General features: G+C 70.9%; 22 protein-coding genes and 1 pseudogene. 11 read left to right on the plus strand and 12 right to left on the minus strand.

Features of this window, described 5'->3' with window-relative positions:
- The first annotated feature begins 2 nt into the window (after positions 1–2).
- The 3 genes from ACWEFL_RS21820 (at position 3) to ACWEFL_RS21830 (ending at position 4,242) form a co-directional block, all read left to right on the plus strand.
- Positions 3–719, plus strand: coding sequence for an ABC transporter ATP-binding protein (locus ACWEFL_RS21820; protein WP_451715258.1), 717 nt, complete (start codon positions 3–5; stop codon positions 717–719).
- Positions 716–3,559: an FtsX-like permease family protein gene (locus ACWEFL_RS21825; RefSeq protein WP_451715104.1), complete on the plus strand. Its 2,844-nt coding sequence runs from the start codon at positions 716–718 to the stop codon at positions 3,557–3,559. The genes ACWEFL_RS21820 and ACWEFL_RS21825 overlap by 4 nt, the downstream gene beginning before the upstream one ends.
- A gap of 137 nt (positions 3,560–3,696) precedes the next feature.
- Complete coding sequence (locus tag ACWEFL_RS21830) at positions 3,697–4,242, plus strand: bacterial proteasome activator family protein (RefSeq protein WP_451715106.1); 546 nt, start codon at positions 3,697–3,699, stop codon at positions 4,240–4,242.
- Positions 4,243–4,606: 364 nt separating this feature from the next.
- Here ACWEFL_RS21830 and ACWEFL_RS21835 read toward each other — a convergent pair whose 3' ends face one another.
- Positions 4,607–5,587, minus strand: a complete 981-nt coding sequence (locus tag ACWEFL_RS21835) for an NAD(P)H-quinone oxidoreductase (RefSeq protein WP_451715109.1) — start codon at positions 5,585–5,587, stop codon at positions 4,607–4,609.
- Positions 5,588–5,709: 122 nt separating this feature from the next.
- Positions 5,710–6,378: pseudogene (locus ACWEFL_RS21840) on the minus strand (potassium channel family protein); the annotation flags it as partial.
- A 170-nt stretch (positions 6,379–6,548) separates the two neighbouring features.
- Between ACWEFL_RS21840 and ACWEFL_RS21845 the strand changes: the two are divergent.
- Complete coding sequence (locus ACWEFL_RS21845; RefSeq protein ID WP_451715112.1) at positions 6,549–7,658, plus strand: potassium channel family protein; 1,110 nt, start codon at positions 6,549–6,551, stop codon at positions 7,656–7,658.
- Positions 7,659–7,912: 254 nt separating this feature from the next.
- Here ACWEFL_RS21845 and ACWEFL_RS21850 read toward each other — a convergent pair whose 3' ends face one another.
- From ACWEFL_RS21850 to pdhA, 5 genes are all read right to left on the minus strand, one after another.
- The gene (locus ACWEFL_RS21850; RefSeq protein WP_451715114.1) at positions 7,913–9,406 is read right to left on the minus strand and encodes a molybdopterin molybdotransferase MoeA; all 1,494 of its coding nucleotides are present in this window, start codon (positions 9,404–9,406) and stop codon (positions 7,913–7,915) included.
- Positions 9,403–10,344, minus strand: coding sequence for an NTP transferase domain-containing protein (locus ACWEFL_RS21855; RefSeq protein ID WP_451715116.1), 942 nt, complete (start codon positions 10,342–10,344; stop codon positions 9,403–9,405). The genes ACWEFL_RS21850 and ACWEFL_RS21855 overlap by 4 nt, the downstream gene beginning before the upstream one ends.
- A gap of 262 nt (positions 10,345–10,606) precedes the next feature.
- Positions 10,607–12,124, minus strand: coding sequence for a dihydrolipoamide acetyltransferase family protein (locus tag ACWEFL_RS21860; RefSeq protein ID WP_451715118.1), 1,518 nt, complete (start codon positions 12,122–12,124; stop codon positions 10,607–10,609).
- Positions 12,124–13,152 carry an alpha-ketoacid dehydrogenase subunit beta gene (locus tag ACWEFL_RS21865; RefSeq protein ID WP_451715121.1) on the minus strand — a complete coding sequence of 343 codons (1,029 nt, stop codon included), beginning with the start codon at positions 13,150–13,152 and terminating at the stop codon, positions 12,124–12,126. Before ACWEFL_RS21865 ends, ACWEFL_RS21860 begins: the two co-directional genes overlap by 1 nt.
- Entirely contained in the window at positions 13,149–14,342 is a 1,194-nt protein-coding gene (pdhA, locus tag ACWEFL_RS21870; RefSeq protein WP_451715123.1) for a pyruvate dehydrogenase (acetyl-transferring) E1 component subunit alpha, read from the minus strand. The genes ACWEFL_RS21865 and pdhA overlap by 4 nt, the downstream gene beginning before the upstream one ends.
- A gap of 204 nt (positions 14,343–14,546) precedes the next feature.
- Here pdhA and ACWEFL_RS21875 point away from each other — a divergent pair, with 204 nt between their 5' ends.
- Positions 14,547–15,098, plus strand: a complete 552-nt coding sequence (locus ACWEFL_RS21875; protein ID WP_451715261.1) for an Lrp/AsnC family transcriptional regulator — start codon at positions 14,547–14,549, stop codon at positions 15,096–15,098.
- A gap of 196 nt (positions 15,099–15,294) precedes the next feature.
- Here ACWEFL_RS21875 and ACWEFL_RS21880 read toward each other — a convergent pair whose 3' ends face one another.
- Positions 15,295–15,897, minus strand: coding sequence for a TetR/AcrR family transcriptional regulator (locus tag ACWEFL_RS21880; protein WP_451715125.1), 603 nt, complete (start codon positions 15,895–15,897; stop codon positions 15,295–15,297).
- Entirely contained in the window at positions 15,894–17,495 is a 1,602-nt protein-coding gene (locus ACWEFL_RS21885; protein WP_451715127.1) for a 3-hydroxyacyl-CoA dehydrogenase, read from the minus strand. Before ACWEFL_RS21885 ends, ACWEFL_RS21880 begins: the two co-directional genes overlap by 4 nt.
- A gap of 123 nt (positions 17,496–17,618) precedes the next feature.
- Between ACWEFL_RS21885 and paaN the strand changes: the two genes are divergently transcribed.
- Complete coding sequence (paaN, locus tag ACWEFL_RS21890; RefSeq protein ID WP_451715128.1) at positions 17,619–19,292, plus strand: phenylacetic acid degradation protein PaaN; 1,674 nt, start codon at positions 17,619–17,621, stop codon at positions 19,290–19,292.
- Between the two features lie 144 nt (positions 19,293–19,436).
- On the opposite strand, the gene ACWEFL_RS21895 is transcribed toward paaN, so the two are convergent.
- The 3 genes from ACWEFL_RS21895 to ACWEFL_RS21905 all read right to left on the minus strand — a co-directional run bounded on the left by ACWEFL_RS21895 (position 19,437) and on the right by ACWEFL_RS21905 (position 22,653).
- The gene (locus tag ACWEFL_RS21895; protein ID WP_451715130.1) at positions 19,437–20,204 is read right to left on the minus strand and encodes a TrmH family RNA methyltransferase; all 768 of its coding nucleotides are present in this window, start codon (positions 20,202–20,204) and stop codon (positions 19,437–19,439) included.
- Positions 20,205–20,341: 137 nt separating this feature from the next.
- A complete protein-coding gene (locus tag ACWEFL_RS21900; RefSeq protein WP_451715133.1) occupies positions 20,342–21,676 on the minus strand; it encodes an HTTM domain-containing protein in 1,335 nt (444 codons plus the stop codon).
- A complete protein-coding gene (locus ACWEFL_RS21905; protein WP_451715135.1) occupies positions 21,673–22,653 on the minus strand; it encodes a DUF5819 family protein in 981 nt (326 codons plus the stop codon). Before ACWEFL_RS21905 ends, ACWEFL_RS21900 begins: the two co-directional genes overlap by 4 nt.
- A gap of 114 nt (positions 22,654–22,767) precedes the next feature.
- Here ACWEFL_RS21905 and paaA point away from each other — a divergent pair, with 114 nt between their 5' ends.
- The 5 genes from paaA to ACWEFL_RS21930 are packed head-to-tail and all read left to right on the plus strand — an operon-like array spanning position 22,768 to position 26,433.
- Positions 22,768–23,793 (plus strand): 1,2-phenylacetyl-CoA epoxidase subunit PaaA, encoded by a 1,026-nt coding sequence (gene paaA / locus ACWEFL_RS21910; RefSeq protein ID WP_451715136.1) that lies wholly within the window; start codon positions 22,768–22,770, stop codon positions 23,791–23,793.
- Positions 23,790–24,080 (plus strand): 1,2-phenylacetyl-CoA epoxidase subunit PaaB, encoded by a 291-nt coding sequence (gene paaB / locus ACWEFL_RS21915; protein ID WP_451715138.1) that lies wholly within the window; start codon positions 23,790–23,792, stop codon positions 24,078–24,080. The genes paaA and paaB overlap by 4 nt, the downstream gene beginning before the upstream one ends.
- Positions 24,077–24,796: a 1,2-phenylacetyl-CoA epoxidase subunit PaaC gene (paaC, locus tag ACWEFL_RS21920; protein ID WP_451715141.1), complete on the plus strand. Its 720-nt coding sequence runs from the start codon at positions 24,077–24,079 to the stop codon at positions 24,794–24,796. Before paaB ends, paaC begins: the two co-directional genes overlap by 4 nt.
- The gene (gene paaD, locus ACWEFL_RS21925; RefSeq protein ID WP_451715142.1) at positions 24,790–25,383 is read left to right on the plus strand and encodes a 1,2-phenylacetyl-CoA epoxidase subunit PaaD; all 594 of its coding nucleotides are present in this window, start codon (positions 24,790–24,792) and stop codon (positions 25,381–25,383) included. Before paaC ends, paaD begins: the two co-directional genes overlap by 7 nt.
- The gene (locus ACWEFL_RS21930) at positions 25,384–26,433 is read left to right on the plus strand and encodes a 2Fe-2S iron-sulfur cluster-binding protein (protein ID WP_451715145.1); all 1,050 of its coding nucleotides are present in this window, start codon (positions 25,384–25,386) and stop codon (positions 26,431–26,433) included.
- The last annotated feature ends 35 nt before the right edge of the window (positions 26,434–26,468 follow it).

Raw genomic sequence — 26,468 nt, forward strand, 5'->3', positions numbered from 1 at the left:
CGGTGCTTCAGCTCCAGCAGCTGTCCCGTGTCCACGGCAGCGGCGCCACCGAGGTGCACGCCCTGCGCGGCATCAACCTCGATGTCTTCCCCGGCGAACTCGTCGCCGTCATGGGCCCGTCCGGCTCCGGAAAGTCCACGCTGCTCACCATCGCGGGGGGCCTTGACATGCCCACCTCGGGCCGGGTGATCGTCGAGAACACCGACATCACCACCGCCGGCGCCAAGACGCTCGCCGCCCTGCGCCGCCGCAGCATCGGCTATGTCTTCCAGGACTACAACCTCATCCCGGCGCTGACCGCCGCCGAGAACATCTCGCTCCCGCGTGAACTGGACGGCACCTCCTCGCGCAAGGCCCGTGTGGAGGCCGTGGCCGCGCTGGAGGAGATGGAGCTTGGTCATCTCGCGGACCGCTTCCCCGACGAGATGTCCGGCGGCCAGCAGCAGCGGGTCGCCATCGCCCGCGCCCTGGTGGGCGACCGGCGTCTCGTCCTCGCCGACGAGCCGACCGGAGCGCTGGACTCCGAGACCGGCGAATCCGTGCTCGCCCTGCTGCGTTCGCGCTGTGACGCGGGTGCCGCCGGTGTACTCGTCACCCATGAACCCCGCTTCGCGGCCTGGGCGGACCGGGTGGTCTTCCTCCGCGACGGCGCCGTCGTCGACCAGACCGTCCGCAGTGAGGCCGCCTCGCTCCTGTCCGGCCAGGCGGCAGAGCTGTGAAGACCTGGTACCACTCCTGGGTGGCCGCGCTGCGGATCGCCCGCCGTGACGCATGGCGTGCGAAGGGCCGGAGCTTCCTCGTTCTTTCGATGATCGCCCTCCCCATCCTCGGTGTCAGCGCCGCGGATGTGACCCTGCGCAGCGCCGAACTCTCCACCGAGCAGAAGCTGGAGCGCAAACTGGGGGCCGCGGACGCCCGGCTGCACAACCCTGGCACAGGTGGCGCGGCGGTACATCAGGCGCCCGACTTCAGCACCAACATGACCGTGGACGACTTCGAGAACAAGCCGATACCCGAGGGCAAGGTCGATCTGGCCAAGCTGGTCCCCGCGGGCGCCAAGTCCCTGAGCGATTCGGTCGGCTCGGGAAGGCTCAATACGGAACACGGTCTGCTGAGAGCCGATATCCGGGAGCTGAAGGCCGCGGATCCGATGGCCAAGGGCATCATGACCCTCAAGAAGGGCCGCTTCCCGCAGAAGAACGACGAGGTCGCCGCTACCACGCACTTCCTGGAGAAGAGCGGCCTGAGCGTCGGATCCCGTCTCACCGCCCGCCATCTCGACCGTGCGTACACGATCGTCGGTTCCTACGAGCTTCCCGACGAGCTCGAGAGCAGCCAGGTCAACGCGCTCCCGGGCGCGTTCCTCGCGCCGCTCGACAAGGCGCTGGCGAAGCAGGATCTGCCCACCACGGAGGCCGGCACCACCTATCTGGTGAAGGTCTCGGGTGGTTTCACGTGGAACATGGTCAAGGAGGTCAACGCCAAGGGAGCGACGGTCGAGTCACGCGCCGTCATGCTCAACCCGCCCGCCGACTCCGAGGTCCCGCTCTTCCAGCGGCCCGACTGGGGCGACTGGCGGATGGGCGGCTCGGACGCGGCCGACATCGCCGCTCTCGCCGCGGTCGCCACCGTCGTCGGCCTCGCCATTCTGGAGATCTGTCTCCTGGCAGGGCCCGCCTTCGCGGTCGGCGCCCGGCGCTCACGCCGACAGCTCGGTCTGGTCGGCGCGAACGGCGGAGACCGTCGCCATATCCGCAATATCGTCCTCGCCGGCGGCCTGGTGATCGGTGTGGCCGCGGCGGTCATCGGGACGGTTCTCGGGCTGCTGCTGACCTTCGCGCTCCAGCCTCTACTGGAGGACTGGGTCGGCCAGCGGTTCGGCGGCATCGACATCCGGCCGCTGGAACTGCTCGGAATCGCGGCGCTCGCCGTCTTCACCGGCGCGATGGCGGCGCTGGTTCCCGCCATCACCTCATCCCGCCAGCCCGTGCTGGCCTCGCTCACCGGCCGCCGGGGCGTCCGTAAGAGCAACCGGGTGCTGCCGGTGATCGGACTGATCGCCGTCGCGCTCGGTGCGACCATCGCGCTCGCCGGTTCGCTGGTGCTGGAGCAGATCTTCCTGGTCGGGGCGGGCGCCGCGATCGCCGAACTGGGTGTGGTCGCCCTCACCCCCGCCCTGGTCGGCCTGTTCGGCCGGCTGGGACGCTTCCTGCCGCTCTCCCCGCGGCTCGCGCTGCGTGACGCGGTACGCAATCGGGGCCGTACGGCCCCCGCGGTGGCCGCGGTGCTGGCCGCCGTGGCCGGCACGGTGGCGGTGGCGACCTACGCCGCGAGCATGGACGCACAGTCCGAGGCCCAGTACTCGGCCCGGCTGCCGCATGGCTCGGTCCTGGTCATGGACGAGCAGAGCGGCCGGGACATCCCCGCCGTCCGCACCACCGTGCAGAGGATGCTGCCCGTCGATGTACGGGCCGATGTGGACCGGATCACGGTCGGCAAGGCCAACTGCTCGCTCTGGGACGGCAGCAAGGGCTGCGGACGCTACGAAGTGGTCGTCCCTCCCGCCAACCGCTGTCCGCTCCACGCCAGGGGCGGCGACGACGACCCGGCGGCCGACTACACCGTCGCCGAGCGGCGCAAGCTCGCCAAGGACTGGCGCTGCAAGAGCGACGACAGCTACTACGGCACCACTGTGCTGGTCGGTGACGCGAAGCTGCTGAAGGTTCTCGGCATCAACGACCCGGCGGCGGCGAAGGCGCTCTCGGACGGGAAGGTGGTCTCGTTCGACAAGCGCAACGTCAACGCCCAGGGCAAGCTCGACATCCTGGTGATCACCGACACCGAAGCGGCCGACAAGGCGTGGGACGAGGGCAAGGAGCCGCAGGGGATCACCAAGTCCTTCGCCGTGCACCAGATGCCCGAAGGAGTGAAGTCGTACGGCACCACGACGATCCTGCCGCCCGCGGCGGCGAAGGCGGCGGGTCTGACCACGGTCCCGTTCGGAGCGTACTTCTCGACGGACCAGATGCCGACCAGCAAGGAACGTCAGCAGCTGGAGGGTGAGCTGGCGAAGATCAGCGAAGACATCAGCGCGCACATCGAAGAGGGCTATGTCGCCCAGACCGATATCGTCCTGCTGGCGCTGGCCGTCTTCGCCGGGCTGATCACCATCGGTGCGGCCGGAATCGCCACCGGACTCGCCCAGGCCGATGCCGAGGCCGACCTGAAGACCCTGGCCGCCGTAGGCGCCCCGCCGAGGGTACGCAGGACACTCAGCGGGTTCCAGTGCGGTGTGGTGGCCCTGATGGGTGTGGTCCTCGGCTCGGCGGCGGGAGTGCTGCCGTCGATCGGGCTGCTGCTCGCCGAGCGGCGCGACCGGGAGGCGATGTACCAGGAATCCCTCGACGCCGGTTACCAGGGCGTGAAACCGTTCATCCCGATCATCATGCCGTGGCCGACCCTGGTGGGTCTGCTGATCGCGGTCCCGCTGGGCGCGACGCTGCTCGCGGCCCTGCTGACCCGGTCACGGGGAGCGCTGGCCCGTCGCGCGGCCTCGTAAATCGCGTGGCTTCATAACCGGACACACGGACACACGGACACACGGACACCTGCGGTTTCTCCGCCCCCGTACGAGAGTGATCACTCTGGTACGGGGGCACACCGCGTGATGACGCAAGTGTGCGAGAGAATGGCGGCATGGAGATGCCGAGGAATGAACGATCGCAGGAGAGCCCCCATGTTCTGGTCGTGGGACAGGACGGGATGGCACTCGGCGGCGGCGACGTCGACGACCATGACGAGTCGCGCGAGATCCCGGTGACGGAGATGGTCGAGCAGCCCGCGAAGGTCATGCGCATCGGCAGCATGATCAAGCAACTGCTGGAGGAGGTCAGGGCGGCTCCGCTGGACGAGGCGAGCCGTGTCCGGCTCAAGGAGATCCACGCCAGCTCGGTCAAGGAGCTGGAGGACGGCCTCGCTCCGGAGCTGGTCGAGGAGCTGGAGCGCCTCTCCCTTCCCTTCACGGATGAAGCGGTCCCCTCCGAGGCCGAGCTCCGTATCGCCCAGGCTCAGCTGGTCGGCTGGCTCGAGGGCCTCTTCCACGGGATCCAGACGGCACTTTTCGCCCAGCAGATGGCCGCCCGTGCCCAGCTGGAGCAGATGCGCCGGGCGCTTCCTCCGGGCGTCTCCCACGATGACGCCGACCCTCAGCACGGCCCGGTCCGCTCGGGCCCGTACCTGTAGCCGTACCCCTAGCCGGACCCGCTGTCGGCTCCCGGCACGGAATCAGGACTGTCGGCGGACCCGCGGGGAGGCAGGACCGGGGCGGGGGTCCCGGTGCCGCTGCCATACCGAGGGTCGGGAGAGACGGCCACGGGCCGGCCGGTGCCCACCCGGACCGTGTCCAAGAGCCGGCTGCGGCCCGGAGCCGGCCCGCAGGGTTTGGGCCCCGCAGCGAGGGTCCGAGCCGCGAGACCGGCAGGGCCGGGCGGGCAAGCCCCCGTGAGGCTCCGGCGTGCAGGAGGGCCAGGAGCGAAGGGCCCGGGGCCAGGACAGAAGGGCCCGGGGCGGAAGAGGCCGGGCGGGCGCGGCCGGGGCGCGCGGGCCGTCAGCTCGCTCGCAACAGGACCTTGCCGACGTTGCCGCCCGATTCCAGCACTCTGTGCCCCTCCGCCGCCTCCCGCAAGGGAATCTCGCGGTCCACCACCGCCCGCACCCGGCCGCTCTCGATCAGCGGCCACACATGCTCCCGGACCGCCGCCACGATCGACGCCTTCTCGCCCAGGGGGCGTCCCCGGAGAGACGTAGCGGTCACCGCCGCCCGCTTGCCCAGCAGGGTCGCAAGATTCAGCTCGCCCTTGACCCCGCCCTGCAGGCCGATCACCGCGAGCCGGCCGTTCACCGCGAGAGCCCGCACATTCCGGTCCAGGTACTTCGCGCCGACGATGTCGAGAATGACGTCCGCCCCATCACCGTCCGTCGCCTTCCGCAGCTCCTCCACGAAGTCCTGCTGCCGGTAGTCGATCAGAATGTCCGCGCCCAGCTCGGCGCAGCGGGCGAGTTTCTCGGGCCCGCCCGCGGTGACGGCCACCCGTGCGCCCACCGCCTTGGCCAGCTGGATCGCCATCGTGCCGATGCCGCTCGCACCTCCGTGGATCAGCACCGTCTCGCCCGGCCGGAGGTGCGCGATCATGAACACGTTCGACCAGACCGTGGCCGCGACCTCGGGCAGCGCCGCCGCCGTGACCGTGTCCAGCCCCTGAGGAACCGGCAGCAGCTGCCCTACGGGAACCACCACCTTCTCCGCGTAACCGCCGCCGGCGAGCAGCGCGCACACCTCGTCCCCGACGGCCCATCCCGGAACCCCCGTCCCGAGAGCGGCGATACGGCCGGAGCATTCAAGACCCGGATACGGAGAGGCGCCCGGCGGCGGATCGTAGAAACCCTGTCGCTGAAGCAGATCCGCCCGGTTGACCGCGCTCGCCGTGACGTCGACGAGGACCTCGCCCTCGCCGGGTACGGGATCGGGCACTTCGGCCCACACAAGCGCCTCGGGGCCACCGGGCTCGGGAATCGTGATCGCATGCATGGGCGCGAGGCTACCCCCGGCCGTGCCGAACGGACCCTTGGGGCATGACGCCCCGCCCTACTCCACTCCGTCGCCCGACGCCGTACTGCCGGACGCCACGGCCTCCCCCTCTCGCCTCTTTCTCACCGTTCTTCCTCACCGTCGGACGGGACGCTCTCGTCCACCCTCACGATGGTGATCAGACGGTCCATCAACTGCAGCGGGCTGGCGGCGGGGTCGTCGTAGCCGATCAGCCGATGGCCCCTCAGCACACTCACCACCAGATCGTCCGTGTCCCGGACATCGCGTCCCACCTCGGCCTTTATGACCGGTCGTTCGATGAGATCGAGCCCGCTGCCCTGCTGGATCAGGTCTTCCATCACCGCTCCCGCGCTGGGGCTGAGCACGGACAGCCCCATCAGGCGCCCCGCCGCGCTGGCGCTGGTGATGACCGCGTCCGCGCCCGACTGCCGCAGCAGCGGCGCGTTCTCCTCCTCACGCACCGCCGCCACGATCTTCACGTCCCGGTTGAGCTGACGCGCCGTGAGCGTGACCAGCACGGCCGTGTCGTCCCGCTGTGTCGCGATGACGATCTGACGGGCCCGCTGCACCTCCGCACGTATCAGCACATCGCTTCGGGTGGCATCGCCGGCCACCCCCGCGAGCCCGTCGGCGATCGCGCTCTCGACGACCTTGGCACTGGGGTCGATGACGATGATCTGGTCCTTCCTCAGCCCCGTGGCGGTCAACGTCTGGATCGCGGAACGGCCTTTCGTTCCGAAACCGACGATGATGGTGTGATCACGCAAGCCAGCCTCCAACGCCTCTGCGCGCGCATCCTGTGCCCACGTCCACGCTCCCGACCGTACCGACCGCGCGCCGTGACGGACACGTGTCGGCGCTTCTCCCCCACTCGGGGACAAGATCCGCGACCATGGTCACTGATGTCGACCGATTGGGCCAACGCCGGAGGGGACTTGCGATGAAGGACGAGGGACGACCGCCGTTCAAGGCGGGGAAGTTCTCGATCCTGCGGTCTCTCTGGTACCGCTCCCACAGTGAGGCCAAGGACGACGCGGAGGCCGGACGGTCCATCACCATGCCGGCGCAGGCCGCCGTACCGCCCCTTCAGCAGGTGCTGCGGAGGCTGGCCATGGCCTTGCTGGTGCTGTCGGTCACCACGCTGCTCGTCTGGCTGGACCGGACCGGGTACCGCGACAACGCGGGCGGAGAGGTCGACCTCCTGGACGCGGCCTACTACACGACCGTCACCCTCTCCACCACCGGCTACGGCGATATCGCCCCGGTCAGCGACGCCGCGAGGCTGACGAACATCTTCGTCATCACGCCCCTGCGGGTGGTGTTCCTGATCATCCTGGTCGGCACCACCCTCGAAGTTCTCACCGAGCGCACCCGCCAGCAGGTCCGTGTCCACCGCTGGCGCTCCCGTATGCGGGACCACATCGTGATCGTCGGTTACGGAACCAAGGGGCGGCACGCCATCGAGACTCTGCGGGGCCAGGGCATCACCAAGGACAAGATCGTCGTGGTGGACCCCCAGCAGAAGGAGGTGGACGCCGCCAGCGCCGATGGACTGGTCGCCGTCCTCGGGGACGCCACCCGCTCCCGTACGCTCCTCAAGGCCGAGATCCAGACCGCGGCACGGGTGATCATCGCCCCGCAGCGCGACGACACGGCGACTCTGGTCACCCTCACCGCGCGGCAGCTCAACAAGCGCGCCGCCATCGTCGTCGCGGTCCGGGAGGACGAAAACGTACCGCTGCTGAAGCAGAGCGGCGCCGACACGGTCGTCACCAGCTCCAGTTCGGCGGGCCGGCTGCTGGGCGTCTCGACGGCCAGCCCCCATCTCGCCGACGCACTCGAAGACCTGATGACCCATGGCAGGGGTCTGAGTCTCACGGAGCGTGCCGTGACCAAGGAAGAGGTCGGAAAGTCACCGCGTGAGTGCCCGGACCTGGTGGTGGCGGTGGTGCGGCGGAAGAAGATGATGGACTACACCGACCCGGAGTGCGCGACTCTTCAGTTCGAGGATCGGCTGATCACCATCAGGCGGGAAGAGCCGGCTCACTGAGCCATGGCGGTGCGGCCGGACGGGTGAGCCGACCCGGCCGCACGGAGGGTGTTTCACGTGAAACACCCTCCGTCACCCTCCTTGGCTCTCTGCCACGAGATCGGAAGTCGGCCAGCCAGCACGTCGGCACGTCGGCACGTCGGCACGTCGGCACGTCGGCAGGTCGGCAGGTCGGCAGGTCGCCAGCGGTCGGCGGGCAGCAGACCGACAGCGGTGGGCAGCGGGTGGGCAGCGGGTGGGCAGCCGGTCGGCCTTCAGCGGTCGAAGTCCGCCGCCCCGGGCGTCCACGGCAGATCGAGAAACTCCAGTTCGTCGCCGGGCCGCGCACCGCCCGGCGGCACGACCGCCAGCCCGTCGGCGGCGGCGATGCCCCGCAGCATCGCGGGACCGTTGTAGCGCAGCGGCAGCAGGCTGTCGGCGCGGTGAGCGAACGGCACCAGGCGGGTGTCGTACGGATGTCCCAGCACCTCCTCGGACACGGGCGCGCGGTAGGGGGCCGGAGCCGACCGGCCCGCGAGCCCCCGCAGCAGCGGCTCGGCAAGGGTGAGCAGCCCCGATACGGCCGCGAGCGGATTGCCGGGCAGCCCCACCAGGTATCCGGCCCGCGAGCCGTCGTCGGCGTCACCGCGGGCGGGCAGCCTCGCCAGCAGCATCGGATGACCGGGCCGTACGGCGACTCCGTCGACCAGCAGTTCGGCGCCCGCCTTCCGGAGCACGGTGTGAACATGGTCGACGGGTCCCGCCGCCGTGCCCCCGGTGGTGAGGACGAGGTCGGCGTCCGACCCGATGACGGCCCGGTGCAGGGCTCCGACATCGTCGCCGAGCCGCCGGACTTCGATGACCTCGACGCCGAGCGCGTGAAGCCAGGGACCGATCATCGGCCCGAGGGCGTCACGGATGAGGCCGTCGTGGGGTAGTCCCCCGGTGAGCAGTTCATCGCCGAGGACCAGGACCTCCACACGCGGCTGGGGTACGACGGCCAGTGCGTCGTACCCCGCCGCCGCCGCGAGCCCCAGAACGGCCGGGGTCACCAGCGCGGCGGCGGGCAGAAGCCGGTCGCCGGAGCGGCACTCCTGGCCGCGTGGCCGGATGTCCTGTCCGGGAGTCACCGCGCGCTCGGCGTACAGCAGCCGCTGGGCCCCGTCGGTCCGGGCGTGTTCGCTGCGGATCACCGCGGTGGCCTCGGGCGGGGTACGGGCGCCCGTGGCGATCCGTACCGCCGTGCCGTCCCGCAGTGGCGGGGCGTCGCCGCGCCCGGCGAGGATCGAGCCGTCGCCTTCGACGGTCCAGGGGCCGGGGCCGGCGACGGCCCAGCCGTCCATGGCGGAGGTGTCGAAGGGCGGCAGATCGCAGAGCGCGGTGAGCGGCTCGGCCAGCACATGGCCGAGGGACCGGTCCAGCGTCACCGTGTGGGCACGCGGCGGTGCGCCACGTCCGAGGCGCGCTGCCAGGGCCCGTGCCTCGGGCCACGGGGTCGCGCGGTGACGCTCGGGGGCAGGGGCGGAGACGGTGCCGGAACCGGTGGCGGAGGTGGTCGTATCGGGGGCGTGACGGGCGGAGGGCCGGGGGTCCATGGCGGTGGGGGACCGGTGACCGGAAGGGGTCTCCTGCCAGGGCCGGCGGCCCACCAGCGCGAGTGCGTCCTCGAAGCCGTCGTCGGAGGCGGCCGCCTGCTCCCGGTCGGCGCCGGTTCCGGTACGGGGTGCGGTGCCGGGCGTGGTGCCCGGTTCACGCTGCTGACCGCTCATCTCGTACCGGTCCCCTCGGGCCCGCCCTCCTCGGGCGGGGCCTGTTCGGTCACCGCCGCCTCCTCGGATTCCTCGGCGTCCGTGGATTCCTCGGCCCAGCGAAGGGCGAGCGCGGTGGCCTTGCGGGCGGCTTCCGCGACCGCTTCGGGGCCGCCTTCGCGCGCCGAGGCGGCCGCGTATCCCACCAGGAACGTGGTGAGCGGCGCGGCGGGGCGGGCCACACCATGAGCGGCGTCGCGGGCCAGGTCGAGCAGCAGCTTGGTGTCGACGTCCAGGTCGATGCCTAGTTCGTCCTTCACCGAGGTGATCCATTCATCCAGCACGTTCCCATGCTCCCTGATGCGGGCCCGCGCAGCGGCGATGTCGTCCCAGGTGTCGCAGTCGAAGGAGGCAAACGTTTCCGCACCGACCGGGACCAGGTCCAGTTCCTGGGTCAGCAGCCGCAGCGGCAGCCCGCCGAGGCTCCCGTACTCGGTGGCGAGAAGGGCGATTTCACGTCGGAGCGGCTCGGTCCGGTACGCGGCCACCAGCGGCTGCTCACGCCCGTCGGCGTCGATGAGCAGCGCCGCCTCGCGCCCGCTCGCGTGGAGGGTTTCGAGCAGTCGGCGCACGGTCCGCCCGTCGAGGAAGGGCAGATCGGCCGAGAGGACGAGTACGGCTCCGGCCTCCGGCCCGATCTGCCGGGTCCCGGCGTCCAGCGCGGCGACCGGGCCGCCGCCCGGCGGGTCCTCAAGTGCCCAGACGACGGGGCGCGTGGTGGGCCTGCGATCCCCTACGACGACGGTCCGGCCCGCGCCTCGGCAGGCCGCGAGCACCCGGTCGAGGAGCGTTCGCCCGCCCACGCTCAGCGCGGGCTTGTCCGCTCCCCCGAGCCGCCTCGCGGCACCGCCGGCCAGCACAATGGCGTCGTACACAGTGTCGTCCCAGGTCGCCGTCATGCCTGAAGTATGGTCCGAGCCCCTGAGCCGGGAACACCGCGTAGATCATTCCTGGGCTCCCGACGGCAGCGGCACACAAGGCCGGTACCGGCTCCGGGCCGGGACTCGGCGGCGGCGGAGGCGCGGTGGCGGACCGAGTCCGCTGCGCGGGCGTACCCGGTCCGGACCGGGTACGGGTCCCAGGCCCCAGCCCAGCCCCGTCCCGACCAGGCCCAGCCCCTACCGGGTCCGGTAGGGGCTGGGTCCGGGTCCGGGCGCGGATCTAGAGGGTGCGCAGCAACACCGTCGGCCGCTCCACACAGTCGGCGACATACCGCAGGAACCCGCCCGCCGTACCGCCGTCGCAGACCCGGTGGTCGAACGTGAGCGAGAGCTGAACGACCTGGCGTATCGCGAGTTCGCCCTCGTGCACCCATGGCTTGGGCACGATCCGGCCGACCCCGAGCATCGCCGCCTCCGGGTGGTTGATGATCGGTGTGGAGCCGTCCACGCCGAACACTCCGTAGTTGTTCAGCGTGAACGTCCCTCCCGTCAGCTCTGCGGGCGTCAGCTTCCCCTGCCGGGCCGATTCGGTCAGCCGCCCGAACTCCTCTGCCAGCGACTCGGCCGAGCGGCTGTGCGCGTCCCGTACGACGGGGACGACCAGACCGCGCTCTGTCTGGGCCGCGAACCCGAGGTGCACCGCGGGCAGGCGCACGATCTCCCTGGCCTCTTGGTCGACCGTGGAGTTCAGCTCGGGATAGCGGGCGAGGGCCGCCGTGCAGATCCGGGCGAGAAGCGCGAGGACCGAGATCTTCGGGCCGCCCGCCGCGTTCATCGAGGCCCGCGCGGCCATCAGCTCGGTGGCGTCCGCGTCGACCCAGCAGGTGGCGTCCGGGATCTCGCTCCGGCTGCGGGACAGCTTGTCGGCCACCGCACCGCGCACTCCGCGCAGCGGAATCCGCTCCTCCCGCGCCCCGGAGGCGGCCGGAGCCGCCACGGACTCGGGTGCGGAAGGCGCCTCGGGGGCGAGCGGAGTCCCGGTGACCCGCACGGCCTGTTCCACGTCCGCTCGCAGGATCAGCCCGTCCGGGCCCGAGCCCGTCAGCCGCCGCAGATCCAGCCCGTTCTCACGGGCGAGCCGCCGCACGAGAGGCGAGATGACGGGCACGGGCCCGGCATCCCCCGGAACATCGGCGACCGCCGTCCCGCCGTCGGGCCGGACGCCCGTCGCGGCGGCGGCCGGTTGCGGCGCATGCACGGGTGCGGGCGCGGGCGCGGCGACCGGGGAGGGAGCGGCCACGGCGGCGACCGGAACCGGCTTCACCCGGCGTCGCCGGGCCGTGGGCGCCCCCGTCCCGTACCCGACGAGCACATTGCCCGACGATTCCCCGGCAGCGGCGCGGGAGCCGGATCCAGAGCCGGAGCCCTTCGCCGATGAGGCCCCGGAGGCATCAGAGGCACCGGAGGGCGAGGCACCGGAACCGGTGGAACCTCGGCCGGAGGAGCCCGATCCGGCCGAACCGGAACCGGAGGCTCCAGGGCTCCCCTCCGACTCTCCCACCGCGACCGTGATCAGCGGAGCCCCGACCGGAAGCTCCGTACCCTCCTCACCGAAGCGCGCGGTCACCACTCCGCCGTACGGGCAGGGCACCTCCACCATGGCCTTGGCCGTCTCGACCTCGACGACGGGCTGGTCGATGGCGACGACATCGCCCACGGAGACCAGCCAGCGCACGATCTCCGCCTCCGTGAGTCCCTCACCGAGGTCGGGCAGCCTGAATTCGAGCACCTGGGGCATCAGCTCTCCGCCTCCCACTGCAACCGCGCCACCGCGTCCAGTACCCGGTCCACCGCGGGCAGATGGTGCCGCTCCAGCATCGGCGGCGGATAAGGGATGTCGAATCCGGCCACCCGCAGCACCGGAGCCTCCAGATGGTGGAAACAGCGCTCCGTCACCCGTGCGGCGATCTCGCCTCCGGGCCCGCCGAAACCGTTGGCCTCATGGACGACGACCGCGCGTCCCGTGCGCCGTACGGACGCGCAGACCGTCTCGTCGTCGAAGGGCACCAGCGTGCGCAGATCGACGACCTCCAGGTCCCAGCCCTCGGCCGAGGCCGCCTCCGCCGCCTCCATGCAGACCGGCACGGACGGCCCGTAGGTGATGAGCGTCGCGCTGCGCCCCCGGCGGCGGACCACCGCCCGGCCTATCGGCTCGACCGCCGCCGGGGCCTCCGGCGACCAGTCCGCCTTCGACCAGTACAGCCGCTTCGGCTCCAGGAAGATCACCGGGTCGTCGGAGGCGATCGAGGCCCTGAGCAGTCCGTACGCATCCTCGACCGTCGCGGGCGTGACGACATGGAGCCCCGGAGTCGCCATGTAGTACGCCTCGGAGGAATCACTGTGGTGCTCGACGCCGCCGATGCCGCCGCCGTACGGCACGCGCACGGTGATCGGCAGCGCCATCGTGCCCCGCGTGCGGTTGCGCATCCGTGCCACATGGCTGATCAGCTGCTCGAAGGCCGGGTAGGCGAAGGCGTCGAACTGCATCTCGACGACGGGCCGCAGCCCGTACATCGCCATGCCGACGGCGGTGCCGAGAATGCCCGCCTCCGCCAGCGGCGTGTCCGTACAGCGGTCGTCGCCGAACTCCTTGGCGAGCCCGTCCGTCACCCGGAAGACTCCGCCGAGTGTGCCGACGTCCTCCCCCATCACATGGACGGACGGGTCTTCCGCCATGGCGTCGCGCATGGCGCGCTGCAACGCCTGGGCCATCGTCGCGGGCTTCACCGCGGATTTGGCCCTGGGCGTGGTCGTCGCCGTGGTCATCGTGCTTCTCCCTCCGCGCCGGACGGCCCCGCGCCCTGTCCTGCGCTATTCCCTGCGGCGCCGTGGTCCTCGGCCTCCAGCTCGGCGCGCAGCTGCGCCGCCTGCTCCCGGAGCTGGCTGGTCTGCTCGGCGTAGACGTGCGCGAATATGTCCATCGGCTCCAGCGCCGCGTCGGCGTTCATCTGCTCGCGCAGGCGGGCCGCCATCGTCTCGGCGCCTTCCGCGACCGCCTTCTTGTGACTGTCGTCCAGCAGACCCCGCTCGGTCAGCTCCCGCTCGATGAGACGGATCGGGTCGTGGTCCCGCCATGCCTCGACCTCGGCGTCGCCCCGGTAGCGCGTGGCGTCATCCGCGTTCGTATGGGCGTCCATGCGGTAGGTGATGGCCTCGATCAGCGTCGGACCGTCACCGCGCCTGGCTCGGGCGACGGCCTCGGAGAGCACCTGGTGCACCGCCGGAGCGTCGTTCCCGTCGACGAGGCGGCCCGGCATTCCGTACCCCACCGCCTTGTGGGCGAGTGAGGGCGCGGCGGTCTGCTTCTCCAGCGGCACCGAGATGGCGAAGCCGTTGTTCTGCACCAGGAAGACCACGGGGGCCCGCCACACCGCCGCGAAGTTCAGCGCCTCGTGGAAATCGCCCTCGCTGGTGCCGCCGTCGCCGACCATGGCGAGCGCGACCACGTCGTCGCCCTTGATCCTGGCCGCGTGCGCCAGCCCCACGGCATGCGGCAACTGGGTGGCGAGCGGCGTGCACAGGGGTGCGATGCGGTGCTCGTACGGGTCGTATCCGGTGTGCCAGTCACCGCGCAGCAGCGTCAGCGCCTGCACGGGGTCCAGGCCGCGCGCCACGGCCGCGAGCGTGTCGCGGTAGCTGGGGAAGAGCCAGTCCCTCTCTTCCAGCGCCAGCGCCGCCGCCACCTCGCACGCTTCCTGCCCCGTGCTCGACGGATAGACGGCGAGCCGCCCCTGCTTGGTCAGGGCGGTCGCCTGCGCGTTGAATCTGCGGCCTCGGACCAGGTGTGCGTAGAGCGTCAGCAGCAGCTCGGGGTCGGCGTCGGCGGCGGCGTCCGTGCCGAGAACGCGGAACGGCTCCGGGTCGGGGAGCAGGGGGGCCGGGTCGGTGCGGGGCTTCCACGCCGGGGGCGGGGTCGGCCGGTAAGCGACGGCATCGGGCAGCTCCTGCACTGTCATGCTGCTCTTTCGCAACGCGAGCACCTCCTCGTGGGAGCGACGAAGGAAGCGGCCGGCTGTGGCTCGCCTCACCTACCGATTGTTCGGTCGATGACGCATTTTGGCTACAGGCGGCTTCAGCCTGTGGACAAACGGTTCTGCACAGCCTGAGATGGGCACAGGTCGTCCATGCCAGAGAGGCGGGGGGATATGGCAGCTGAACAAATGGCCGAAGGCGGGAGCCGCACGGAGCAACAGCCTCCGCCCCGCCCCCTCGATGCCATCGACCGCGACATCCTGCGCATACTCCAAGCGGACGGGCGTGCGTCGATACGTTCGGTCGCCGAGCGGGTCCATGTGTCACGTGCCAACGCGTACGCGCGGATCAGCCGGCTCATCGACGATGGCGTGATCCGAGGCTTCAGCGCCCGCGTCAACCACGAACGCGCGGGTCAGGGCGCGTCCGCCTACATCACCCTGAAGATCGTGCAGAACTCCTGGCGCACGGTCCGCGAGCAGTTGCAGGCGCTTCCGGGAGCCGCGCACATCGCCCTGGTGAGCGGGGGTTTCGACGTACTGCTGCTGGTCCACACCCCCGACAACCGCACCTTGCGCGAGCTGGTCCTGACCAGGATCCAGGCCATCCCGGAAGTGCTGTCCACCCATACCCTGCTGGTCTTCGAGGAGACGGACCTCGACCCGGCGCCGGGTGCGGTGCCCGGTCCGACGCCCGGTCCGGGCACTGCGACGGCCGCGCCCGACGCCGAGCAGTTCTGACGGCCCCGCCGTGGGAAGCCGTTCCGACCGGAATCAGACAGCCAGCCCGTTCGCGAGGGGACAGGGGTCTCGGAACAGCGCAACCGGAGCGGACCGCCCCCAGGCGGCGGACGCGTATGGCGGCGGCAGGCGGGACGGAACCTGAGCGAACAGAGTGAACGGCGGACCCCGGGCCGGCCAGGGCTCCGCGCGGCTCTCAGGCCCCCTTGGCACCCGTCCGCAGCCCGTCGAAGGCGATGCGGACCACGGTCTCGGCGACCTGGGCGCTCTCGTATCCCCCTCCCGGGTGCGGCCGGTACCACTCCACCAGGGAGTTCACCATCCCGAAGAGGAGCCTGGTCGCGAGCCGGGTGTCCACATCCGCGCGGAGATCGCCGTCCGCCGCCGCCGCCTTCAGCAGATCGGCGACCCTCTGGTCGAACTCCCGGCGGCGTTCCATCGCCCACCGCTCGGTCTTGGTGTTGCCCCGTACCCGCAGCAGAAGCGTCACATAGGGCAGCTCCGCCACCAGCACCTCCACGGTGCGCCGGGTCACGTACTCGACCCGCCCGACGGTCCGGCCCCGTACCGCCCCAGGCTCGTCGAGCACGGCGAAGAGCGCGTCGAGCGCCCGGCTCACGGCCCGGCGCAGCAGTTCCTCCTTGCCGGCGACATGGTGGTAGATGGACGACTTGGAGATGCCCGCCGCCTGGGAGAGATGCTCCATGGAGGTGCCGTCGTAGCCGCGCTCGTTGAAGATCCGCACGGCGACGGTCAGCAGCGTCTCCGGCGTGTAGGTGTCGCGCTTGGCGGTGGTCATGAGTCCGCTCCCTCTTCCCGGCCGGTGAGCGCTCCCGGCTCGGCCACCCGGGCGTACGAGCGCCGGCGCAGCCCGAGGCCGGGGGCGTAGCGCCCGCCGGGCACGACTCCGTCGAGATTCCGCAGCATGTCCCGGGCCCATCCGTCGGGGAGCCGGCGTTCCCATTCGAAAGGCCCCAGAGGGTAGTTGACGCCGAGCCGCATCGCCGTGTCGATGTCGTCCTCGGTCGCGACGCCCTTGGCGGCGGCGTCGGCGGCGATGTCGATCAGCATGGCGACCGTACGGGCCACGATCATGCCGGGGGCGTCCCCGATGACGCTGACCTTCTTGCCGAGCGCCTGGAACAGCCCGGTCGCTTCCCGCAGGGTGCGTTCCGGGGTGCGGGGAGAGGCGCTGAGCGCGACGCGGGTGGCGGACCGGTGGTCGAGTACCAGATCGAGGTGGACGGCATCGTCGAACCCACCGCACGCGTGACCGTCGGTAAGCATCACATGTCCGCCGCCGGGCAGCGTCAGCCGGGGGACGCCGTCGGAGTCGCCATCCTCTTTACGGAGGGTGATGCCGGCCTCCCCGATCAGCTCAAGCAGTCCGGACGCGGCCTCCAGGTCCCCGACGGCGACCACATACGCGGGCGGGTCCTCGGGGGCGGCGGTGTGCGGCTCCGGACGCCCCGCGCCCTCCGCGTAGTCGTACCAGCCGCGCCCCGACTTGACGCCCAGCAGCCCCGCCTCCACGAGCCGCCGCTGCGCCAGGGAGGGTATGAACTTCGGGCTGTGGAAGAAGGACTCCCATACGGACCGGGTGACGGCCTCGTTGACGTCCTGGCCGATCAGGTCGGTCAGCTCGAAGGGGCCCATACGGAAGCCGCCGGACTCGCGCAGGACCGCGTCGATCGTCGCCGGGTCGGCGACCCGGTCCTCATAGAGGGCGAAGGCTTCCGCGTAGAAGGGCCTGGCCATGCGGTTGACGATGAAACCCGGCAGGTCGGCGCAGCGCACCGGGGTCTTGCCCCAGGCGGCCACCGTCGCCCACGCGCGCGTGGCCGCCGCCTCGTCCGTGGCGAAGCCGCTGACCACCTCGACGAGAGGGAGCAGGGGCGCGGGGTTGAAGAAGTGGAGTCCGACGACCCGGCCGGGGCGCTTCAGCGCGCCCGCGACGGCGGTGACGGAGAGGGAGGAGGTGTTGGTGGCGAGCAGACAGCCGTCCGCGACGACCGCCTCCAGGGCGGCGAACAGCTCCTGCTTGACCTTCAGTTGCTCGACGACCGCCTCGATGACGAGAGCCGCGTCCGAGAGCTGGGCGAGATCGTCCGCCGGGTGCAGCCTGGCGCGGGCCGCGTCCCGTCCGGCGGCGTCCAGCGCGCCCTTGTCGACGAGCCGGTCCAACCGGGCGCCGATGGCGTCCGCAGCCGCGGCGGCCAGGCCGGGTACGGCGTCGTAGAGCCGTACGGGATGGCCCGCCATGAGGGCGACCTGGGCTATGCCCCGGCCCATGGTGCCGGTGCCGACCACGGCGACGGCGCGGCTCCGGTCGACCGGGCTCTCGGCAGTCCGGTCCGGGTCGGCCGGGCCGACCGGGTCCTGTTCGGTGGCGGTCATGGAGGTGATCCTCCCCGATGAGTTGTCCACAGGTTCGACGGGCCCCCTTGTACCGACCGATCGTTCGGTTACTCTAACTCTGTCAATCCACCTCTGCCCAGCCCGACGAGGAGTTGGTCCGTCATGCAACTGACCGAGACCCGGCTGACCGGCCACCGGGCGACGCTCGACCAGGCCCTCGAAGCGATTCGCACCCGTGCCTACTGGTCCCCGCACCCCGAACATCCCAAGGCGTACGGAGAGAGCGCGCCGGCCGACGGCCTCGCGGCCTTCGACGCACTCCGCGGCACCCGTTTCGACCTCGACCAGCCGGGCACCGACGGCTGGACGGGCGCCGAAGTGTCTCCGTACGGCCCGGAGCTGCGCATCGAGTACCCGCACCCCGATATCGACGTCCTCCTCCCCGCCATGCGCGCGGGGATGCCCGCCTGGCGCGAGGCCGGTCCCGAGACGCGCGCCCTGGTCTGCGTGGAGATCCTCTCCCGCATCAGCGCCCGCACCCACGAGTTCGCGCACGCGGTGATGCACACCAGCGGACAGGCGTTCATGATGGCGTTCCAGGCGGGCGGTCCGCATGCCCAGGACCGCGGTCTCGAGGCCGTGGCGTACGCCTATCTGGAGCAGACCCGCACCCCGGCCGCGGCCGACTGGTCCAAGCCCCAGGGCAAGCGCGACCCGCTGGAGCTGCGGAAGACGTTCACCACGGCCGGCCGCGGCATCGCCCTGGTGATCGGCTGCAACACCTTCCCCACGTGGAACGGCTATCCGGGCCTGTTCGCCTCCCTCGCCACCGGCAATCCCGTACTGGTCAAGCCGCACCCCCGCGCGGTGCTCCCGCTCGCGCTCACCGTGCGCGTGGCCCGCGAAGTGCTGGCCGAGGCGGGCTTCGACCCCAATCTGGTGTGTCTGGCGGTCGAGCGCCCCGGCGAGGGCATCGCCAAGACCCTCGCGGTCCGCCCCGAGATCAAGATCATCGACTACACCGGTTCCAGCGCCTTCGGCGACTGGCTGGAGGCCAACGCGCGCCAGGCGCAGGTCTACACCGAGAAGGCGGGCGTCAACACCGTCGTCGTCGACTCCACCGACGACTACAAGGGAATGCTCTCCAATCTGGCCTTCTCACTCTCCCTGTACAGCGGCCAGATGTGCACCACCCCCCAGAACCTTCTCATCCCGCGCGACGGCGTCCCCACGAACGAGGGGCACAAGTCGTACGACGATGTGGTGAGCGACCTCGCGGCTTCCGTGGGCGGTCTGCTCGGCGACGACGCGCGGGCGAACGCCCTGCTGGGCGCGCTGGTCAACCCCGATGTGAGGAGCCGTCTGGAAGGCGCCGCGGAGTTGGGCGAAGTGGCTCTGCCCTCCCGGAAGATCGTCAATCCCGACTTCCCGGACGCGGTCGTCCACACTCCGGTGATCGTCAAGCTCGACGGCGCTAAGCCCGACGCCGAGGCGGCGTATCTGTCCGAGTGCTTCGGCCCGGTGTCGTTCGCCGTCGCCGTGGACTCGACGCCCGACGCGCTGGACCTGCTGCGGCGCACGGTCCGCGACAAGGGCGCGATGACCGTCGGCGCGTACACCGTCTCCGAGGAGACCGAGCGCGCGATCGAGGAGGTGTGCCTGGACGAGTCGGCGCAACTCTCCCTGAATCTGACGGGCGGGGTGTACGTCAACCAGACGGCGGCGTTCTCCGACTTCCATGGTTCGGGCGGCAACCCCGCGGCGAACGCGGCCCTGTGCGACGGAGCGTTCGTCTCGAACCGCTTCCGGGTGGTGGAGGTGCGACGCCAGGGCTGACGGCGAGGATCCGAAGGGCCGGGCGGTCGAACGCCCGGCCGCTGAGACCGCCATGGTCCGCGCGGCCCCGCCGGAGCATGGCGGACCTCACCGGGGCAGGGCCCGGCCACTGGTGCTCCGTCGAGGGCCGGATCCGGCTTACCGCTACCGGGGTGGCGTCCGGGCCGAGCCTCCCCAGTGGAATAGCGCCATGGCCACACTCGTGGCCAGGTTGTAGCTGGACACCTGGGGGCGCATGGGAAGCGCCAGCAGCCTGGTCGCCCGGCTCCGCAGCTCCGCCGAGACCCCGTGGCGCTCGGAGCCGAAGACGAGCAGCGCGTCGTCGGGAACGGTCATGGACCTGATGTCGTCCCCCTCCGGGTCCAGGACGTACAGCGGCCCCGGCGGGAAGCCGTCGAGCGGCAGCCGCTCGACGGCGGTGGCGAAGTGAAGCCCCGCACCTGATCTCACGGCGTTCGGGTGCCATGGGTCGATATCACCGGTGGTGATCACTCCCGTGGCCCCGAAACCGGCGGCGAGGCGCACCACGGCCCCCACGTTCCCTAGATTGCGCGGATTGTCGAGCACGATCACGGGAGCCCGCCGGGGCAGGCTCGCCATGATGTCCGTACTGGTCCGGGGGCTGGGCCTGGTCGCGAGCGCGGCCACTTTGGTGGGATGGACCCTGGGCACCAGTTCCCGCAGCGTCTGCGCCGGCACCTCGAGGACACGGTCCGCGAGCCGATCCCTCACATCGGGAGCCAGGTCGGCCGCGAGCGCGAGCACGGCCTCCTTGTCACTGGTGACCGCGGACCGCACCTCCGCCTCGAAGCGGATCGCGTGCTTCAGGGCATGGAAGCCGTCGAGCAGTACCGCGCCGGGCACCGCCTCGCGCCACTGCCGTACCGCCTCGGCGGTGTCGTCCTCGCTCATCGCCACAGGCTACGGTGCCCGCCCGCCCCGGCCCGCCCGCAGCCCGCAGCCCGTACCCGGTCCCGCACCGTACGCGAGCCGTTCTCGGGCGGTACTCAACGGGCAGCGGGCAGCGGGGCTCAGCGTGCTCAGCGGGCTCAGCCGACGAGCGTACGGGGCTGTTCCGGGCTCTCCCGCCGCTGCTTCGGTACCTGGTCCTTCCCGGACGCTCGTGATTTCCGGGAGAACAGCCGGTCCCGTCCGCGAGTGACCCGGGCACCGAGCCAGACGAGGAAGGCGGTGGGCAGGAAGACCGAGTCGGCGGCGATCATCGCGAGCGAGAAGAACGGCAGTCCGAGGATGACGGCGATGGCCGCGTGCTCCAGGATCATGGCCACCAGCAGGACGTTCTTCACCCTGCGGTTGAAGAGGGTGAAGGGGAACGCGACCTGCACGATGACCGTGCCGTACGTCAGCACCATCACGATCAGACCGCCGGACGCGAGCAGGTCGGAGAGAGCCGGCCAGGGCGTGAAGTAGTCGAGATTCAGCGGGTAGTAGAGCGCCGTGCCGTCCGCCCAGCGGGAGCCCTGGATCTTGTACCAGCCCGCGGTGGCGTAGATCAGACAGACCTCGGCCATGATCACGAGGAGGGCGGCGTTATGGCCCAGGTTGGCGAGCGAGTCCAGCAGGATGCGCGACTGGCCGCGCGGGGCGTACCGGTTGACCGCCCACCACAGGGCCTGCACTCCCCACAGGCCCCAGAGCGCCAGCAGAATGAGCCAGCCGGTCTGGTTGAGGAAGGTGGCGACCAGCAGCCCGATGCCCAGCACCGTCCACAGGGCCGGGCCAACCCGGTCGTGCGAAGGCTTCGGGGAACCGTCAGCGGCGGTGCCGCTCGCGGCACTCGCGCCGGCGTTCACGTCGGCGTCCGCGGTCGAGCCCACGGCCTGCACACCAAAGCCGCCGTCGGCGCTCGCGTCGGCCTTCGCGGCCTCGGCAGAGGCGCGGGCCGCTCGCCGCGCGTCCAGGGACCAGACCTGGCCACAGCGGGTCAGCACCAGATAGATGGCCATCAGATGAATGACGTTGTCGCCGCCGTCGCCGATGAAGACGGAACGGTTCTGGAGCGAGAGGACACCCACCATGAACAGGACCGACATGGTGCGGGTCCGCCAGCCGAGCAGCAGCAGCGCGCTGGACAGCACGGCGACGGCGTACACGATCTCGAACCAGAGGGCGCTCTCCGACCACATCAGGACCGTGAAGGCGTCATTGCCGGCGACGAACTCGCGAGCCATCCGCCAGCTCCACGGCCCGTCCGGTCCGTACATCTCCTGGCGGTAGGGCACCTCACGGAGGAGGAAGAGCATCCAGGTCGCGGAGAAGCCGATCCGGATGACCGCGCTCTGGTACGGGCCGAGGGCCGTGGAGGTGATCCGCTGAAGGGCGGTGCCGACCTTGGTCGTGGATCCTGTGGATGTACCGCTCACCGGGCCGCCTCCGTACCCTCTGTGCGCTCCGCGGCGTCGTTGTCGACCCCACCGGGCAGATCGGCGTCCACGATGGGCCACCACGGCAGTACGCGGTAGACGGGACGGGTGTCGGTGTTCTCGTTGGCCCAGGCCGGCGACTTCACGGAAACGGTCGAGGACCTGACCTGGATCCGCTGTACGGAGCCGCCGAGGTCGTGGACTTCGAGGCGCAGCATCACGATCCGGCGCAGATGGCTCTCGGAGAGGCTGCCGCGCCAGCCCGTCGCCCGGTCCTTGTCGTCGTGCGAGTTGGTGTAGAGGTCCCAGGACCGGCGCAACTCGTTCTGGTGGACATGGCTGGGGAGAAGATTGCCGCGTATCGCCTCGTGGTCGTCGGCCGAGAGATCGATCCAGTCGGTGGTCCTGGTGCCGCCGTCCGAGGTCTGGACCTCGGCTCTCACCTGTACGGCGATGTTCTGCTGAAGTGGGTTGGGGGCGAAGAGCTTCCAGTTCTGCTCGAATTCGGGATAGATCCAGGCGTCGACCCCCTTGCCGTAGTGCTTGGTCACGGTGTTGGAGGGGGCGACGTGCAGGAACACCATGGCCAAGTGGACGCAGACGATTAAGGCGACGAGTCCCAGGGAGGCGGCGACGACGGCCTGGTAGGGGGCCGAGAGCGCCGCGATGCCGCTGGTGGGGGCGGCGGGAGCGCCATCGGGAATTCCGGCGGCCGCGGGTGCGGGTGCGGGCCCGGCGGTCGGCCCGGCCTCGGACGTGAGATCCGGCTCCGGCCCGGCCCCTGCCGTGGGCGCGGCTACGGATGCGGGCTCGGGTTCACGCTCGCGCCCGGGTTCGCGCTCGGGTGCGACCACCCGGTCGGCCCCCTGACGGAGTCCGGATTCCCCCTGGTCACGGGGGTGGGTCGCACCGTCTGGGAACGTCCCGGAACGCCCGCCCCTCGCGTCCTCGACGTCCTGATCCTCGTAGGAATTCATCCCGCCCCGATCCCCGCCCGGTCCACCTCGGTTATCCACAGGGTTGACACCCTAAGGGCCGTCGACTCACCATTGAAGTCAATGAACCGAACGATCGGTCGGTAGGGGCTTCGGATGACGGCAGTGACTGCGGATACGGCAGAGATGTACGGGGCGGTTTTCGACGCCGCCCTGGCGGCCGACGAGCGCATAGAGCCGCGCGACTGGATGCCGGACGCCTATCGGGCGACCCTGGTCCGGCAGATGGCACAGCACGCCCACTCGGAAATCATCGGCATGCAGCCGGAGGCGAACTGGATCACGCGCGCGCCCTCGCTGCGGCGCAAGGCGATCCTCATGGCCAAGGTCCAGGACGAGGCGGGCCACGGTCTGTATCTGTACAGCGCGGCGGAGACCCTGGGCACGAGCCGTGAAGAGCTGCTCGACAAGCTCCACGCCGGCCGCCAGCGATACTCGTCGATCTTCAACTACCCGACGTTGACCTGGGCCGATGTCGGCGCGATCGGCTGGCTGGTGGACGGTGCCGCGATCACCAACCAGGTCCCCCTCTGCCGCTGCTCCTACGGTCCGTACGCCCGCGCGATGGTCCGTATCTGCAAGGAGGAGTCCTTCCACCAGCGCCAGGGGTACGAGCTGCTGCTCACCCTCTCCCGTGGCACCCCCGCCCAGCACGAGATGGCACAGGACGCGGTGAACCGCTGGTGGTGGCCGTCGCTGATGATGTTCGGCCCGCCCGACGACGAGTCGTCCCACTCGGCACAGTCCATGGCGTGGAAGATCAAGCGCCACTCCAACGACGAGCTGCGCCAGCGCTTCGTGGACATCTGCGTCCCGCAGGCCGAGGCGCTCGGCCTGACCCTCCCCGACCCCGACCTGCGGTGGAACGAGGAGCGGGGCCACCACGACTTCGGCGAGATCGACTGGTCGGAGTTCCAGGAAGTCCTCAAGGGGAACGGCCCGTGCAATGAGCAGCGCCTGTCCCAGCGCCGCCGTGCGCACGAGGAGGGCACCTGGGTCCGCGAGGCCGCCGCGGCCTACGCGGAGAAGCACCGGGGCCGCGGACAGCGGCCTCAGCCCACGGAACATGCACGGCACTCAGAGCACGCACAGCACACGGAGCACGGAGAGGCGACGGCATGAGCGGTTCGACGGACTGGCCCCTCTGGGAGGTCTTCGTGCGTTCGCGGCGCGGACTGTCCCACAGCCACGCGGGCAGCCTGCACGCGCCGGACGCGGAGATGGCCCTGCGCAATGCCCGCGACCTCTACACCCGGCGGAATGAAGGGGTGTCGATATGGGTCGTGCCCTCCACCGCCGTCACCGCCTCGTCGCCGGACGAGAAGGACCCCTTCTTCGAACCGGCCGCCGACAAGCCCTACCGCCACCCGACCTTCTACACGATCCCGGAAGGGGTGGAGCACCTGTGACCACCACCACGGCGAACGCAGCGGCACTCGCCCTCGGCGACGACGCGCTGGTGCTCTCGCACCGGCTGGGGGAGTGGGCGGGCCACGCGCCCGTTCTGGAGGAGGACGTCGCCCTCGCCAACATCGCACTGGATCTGCTGGGGCAGGCGAGGCTGCTGCTCTCCCTCGTCGGGGACGAGGACGAGCTGGCGTATCTGCGCGAGGAGCGGGCCTTCCGCAATCTCCAGCTGGTGGAACAGCCGAACGGCGACTTCGCCCACACCATCGCCCGCCAGCTCTACTTCTCCGTCTACCAGCGGCTGCTGTACGGGCGACTGGCCGCCGCGGAAGGCGAGTTCGCCGCCCTGGCGGCGAAGGCGGTCAAGGAGGTCGCCTACCACCAGGACCACGCGGAGCACTGGACCCTGCGGCTCGGCGACGGCACGGAAGAGAGCCATGAGCGGATGCAGCGGGCATGTGAGGCGCTGTGGAAGTTCACCGGTGAGATGTTCCAGCCGGTCGACGGGCTGAGCGTCGACTGGCCGGCGCTTGAGGCGGACTGGCTGGAGTCCGTGACGGCCATCCTGGAGCGGGCGACCCTGGCCGTGCCCGAAGGCCCCCGATCCGGCGGCTGGGCGGCCGGCGCGGGACGCCAGGGCCTGCACACCGAGTCCTTCGGCCGGATGCTCGCCGAAATGCAGCATCTGCACCGCAGCCATCCGGGGGCGTCATGGTGACCGATACGCGGCATGTGACCGACACCCGCCGGACCACCCCGGCGACCGGTACCGAGACGCCCGGCCCCGGCCTCGCGGACGACACCCGGCTGGAGGCCGAACTGCGGCGGCTCGCGGGCGCTGTGCCCGACCCGGAGCTGCCGGTGCTGACACTGGAGGAGCTGGGGATCCTGCGCGGGCTGCGGATCCTCGGCCCCGGCAGCGTGGAGGTGGAGCTGACTCCGACCTACACCGGCTGCCCGGCGGTCGAGACGATGACCGCCGACATCGAGCGCGTGCTGCACGACCACGGGGTGCCGGAGGTCTCGGTCGTGAAGGTCCTCTCCCCCGCCTGGTCCACGGACGACATCAGCGCGGAGGGCCGGCGCAAGCTCGCCGAGTTCGGAATAGCCCCGCCCCGGCCGCACGCGACGGGTTCCTCGACGCGTAGCCCGGCGGGTCCCGTTCCGCTCACCCTCTCCGTGCGCTGCCCGCACTGCGGCTCGACCGACACCGAACTGCTGAGCAGGTTCTCCTCCACCGCCTGCAAGGCGCTGCGCCGCTGCGTCGACTGCCGTGAACCGTTCGACCACTTCAAGGAGTTGTAGATGTTCCATCCACTCCGGGTCGGCGCGGTCGAGCAGCTGACGGACGACGCGGTCGCCGTCACCTTCGAGGTGCCGCCCGAGCTGTGCGAGACCTTCCGGCACACCCCGGGACAGCATCTGGCCCTGCGCCGGGTGGTCGGGGGCGAGGAGATCCGCCGTACGTACTCGATCTGCGCCCCGGCCGCGCCCTCGGACGCCGATCCCGAGCTGCGGGTGGGCATCCGGCTCGTCGACGGCGGCGAGTTCTCGACGTACGCCCTCAAGGAACTGGCCGTCGGCGACTTCGTCGAGGTGATGCCCCCGATGGGCCGCTTCCTCCTCGATCCACGGCCCGGTTACTTCGCGGCGATCGTCGGCGGCAGCGGAATCACCCCGGTCCTGTCGATGGCGGCGACCGTGCTCGCGCGAGAGCCCGAGGCCCGGTTCTGTCTGATACGGAGCGACCGGACCGTGGCGTCGACGATGTTCCTGGACGAGGTCGCCGACCTCAAGGACCGCTTCCCGGACCGTTTTCAGCTGGTCACCGCGCTCTCGCGGGAGGAGCAGCAGTCAGGGCTGCCGTCCGGGCGGCTGGACCATGAGCGGCTGGCGGGCCTGCTGCCGTCCCTGCTTCCGGTGGGGGACATCGACGGCTGGTTCCTGTGCGGGCCGCTGGGACTGGTGACCGGTGCGGAGCGGGCGCTGCGCGGACTCGGGGTGAACCAAAGCCGTATCCACCAGGAGATCTTCCATGTCGACGACGTTCCCGCGCCCGCGCCTGTCGCGGCCCCGGCCCATGCCTCGCTGACGGCGACGCTGGACGGCCGGTCCGGCACATGGGCCGTACGGGAAGGGGAGTCCCTGCTGGAAACGGTGCTGCGCGCCCGCTCGGACGCGCCCTATGCGTGCAAGGACGGGGTCTGCGGTACCTGCCGGGCGTTCCTGGTCTCGGGAGAGGTTCACATGGACCGGAACTACGCGCTGGAGCCCGAGGAGACGGACGTCGGCTATGTGCTGGCCTGTCAGTCCCATCCCGTCACATCGGAGGTGGAGCTGGACTTCGACCGCTGAGCCTCCCGTCCCGGTGCCGCCATCGCCCCCGCGCC

This window comes from Streptomyces sp. NPDC004838 (genome assembly GCF_053600955.1).

Excerpts from the sequence above, each read along its gene's own strand:
- ACWEFL_RS21830 (WP_451715106.1), top strand. The coding sequence starts at position 3,697 with ATGGAGATGCCGAGGAATGAACGATCGCAGGAGAGCCCCCATGTTCTG.
- ACWEFL_RS21835 (WP_451715109.1), bottom strand. The coding sequence starts at position 5,587 with ATGCATGCGATCACGATTCCCGAGCCCGGTGGCCCCGAGGCGCTTGTG.
- ACWEFL_RS21845 (WP_451715112.1), top strand. The coding sequence starts at position 6,549 with ATGAAGGACGAGGGACGACCGCCGTTCAAGGCGGGGAAGTTCTCGATC.
- ACWEFL_RS21850 (WP_451715114.1), bottom strand. The coding sequence starts at position 9,406 with ATGAGCGGTCAGCAGCGTGAACCGGGCACCACGCCCGGCACCGCACCC.
- ACWEFL_RS21855 (WP_451715116.1), bottom strand. The coding sequence starts at position 10,344 with ATGACGGCGACCTGGGACGACACTGTGTACGACGCCATTGTGCTGGCC.
- ACWEFL_RS21860 (WP_451715118.1), bottom strand. The coding sequence starts at position 12,124 with ATGCCCCAGGTGCTCGAATTCAGGCTGCCCGACCTCGGTGAGGGACTC.
- ACWEFL_RS21865 (WP_451715121.1), bottom strand. The coding sequence starts at position 13,152 with ATGACCACGGCGACGACCACGCCCAGGGCCAAATCCGCGGTGAAGCCC.
- pdhA (WP_451715123.1), bottom strand. The coding sequence starts at position 14,342 with ATGACAGTGCAGGAGCTGCCCGATGCCGTCGCTTACCGGCCGACCCCG.
- ACWEFL_RS21875 (WP_451715261.1), top strand. The coding sequence starts at position 14,547 with ATGGCCGAAGGCGGGAGCCGCACGGAGCAACAGCCTCCGCCCCGCCCC.
- ACWEFL_RS21880 (WP_451715125.1), bottom strand. The coding sequence starts at position 15,897 with ATGACCACCGCCAAGCGCGACACCTACACGCCGGAGACGCTGCTGACC.
- ACWEFL_RS21885 (WP_451715127.1), bottom strand. The coding sequence starts at position 17,495 with ATGACCGCCACCGAACAGGACCCGGTCGGCCCGGCCGACCCGGACCGG.
- paaN (WP_451715128.1), top strand. The coding sequence starts at position 17,619 with ATGCAACTGACCGAGACCCGGCTGACCGGCCACCGGGCGACGCTCGAC.
- ACWEFL_RS21895 (WP_451715130.1), bottom strand. The coding sequence starts at position 20,204 with ATGAGCGAGGACGACACCGCCGAGGCGGTACGGCAGTGGCGCGAGGCG.
- ACWEFL_RS21905 (WP_451715135.1), bottom strand. The coding sequence starts at position 22,653 with ATGAATTCCTACGAGGATCAGGACGTCGAGGACGCGAGGGGCGGGCGT.
- paaA (WP_451715136.1), top strand. The coding sequence starts at position 22,768 with ATGACGGCAGTGACTGCGGATACGGCAGAGATGTACGGGGCGGTTTTC.
- paaB (WP_451715138.1), top strand. The coding sequence starts at position 23,790 with ATGAGCGGTTCGACGGACTGGCCCCTCTGGGAGGTCTTCGTGCGTTCG.
- paaD (WP_451715142.1), top strand. The coding sequence starts at position 24,790 with ATGGTGACCGATACGCGGCATGTGACCGACACCCGCCGGACCACCCCG.
- ACWEFL_RS21930 (WP_451715145.1), top strand. The coding sequence starts at position 25,384 with ATGTTCCATCCACTCCGGGTCGGCGCGGTCGAGCAGCTGACGGACGAC.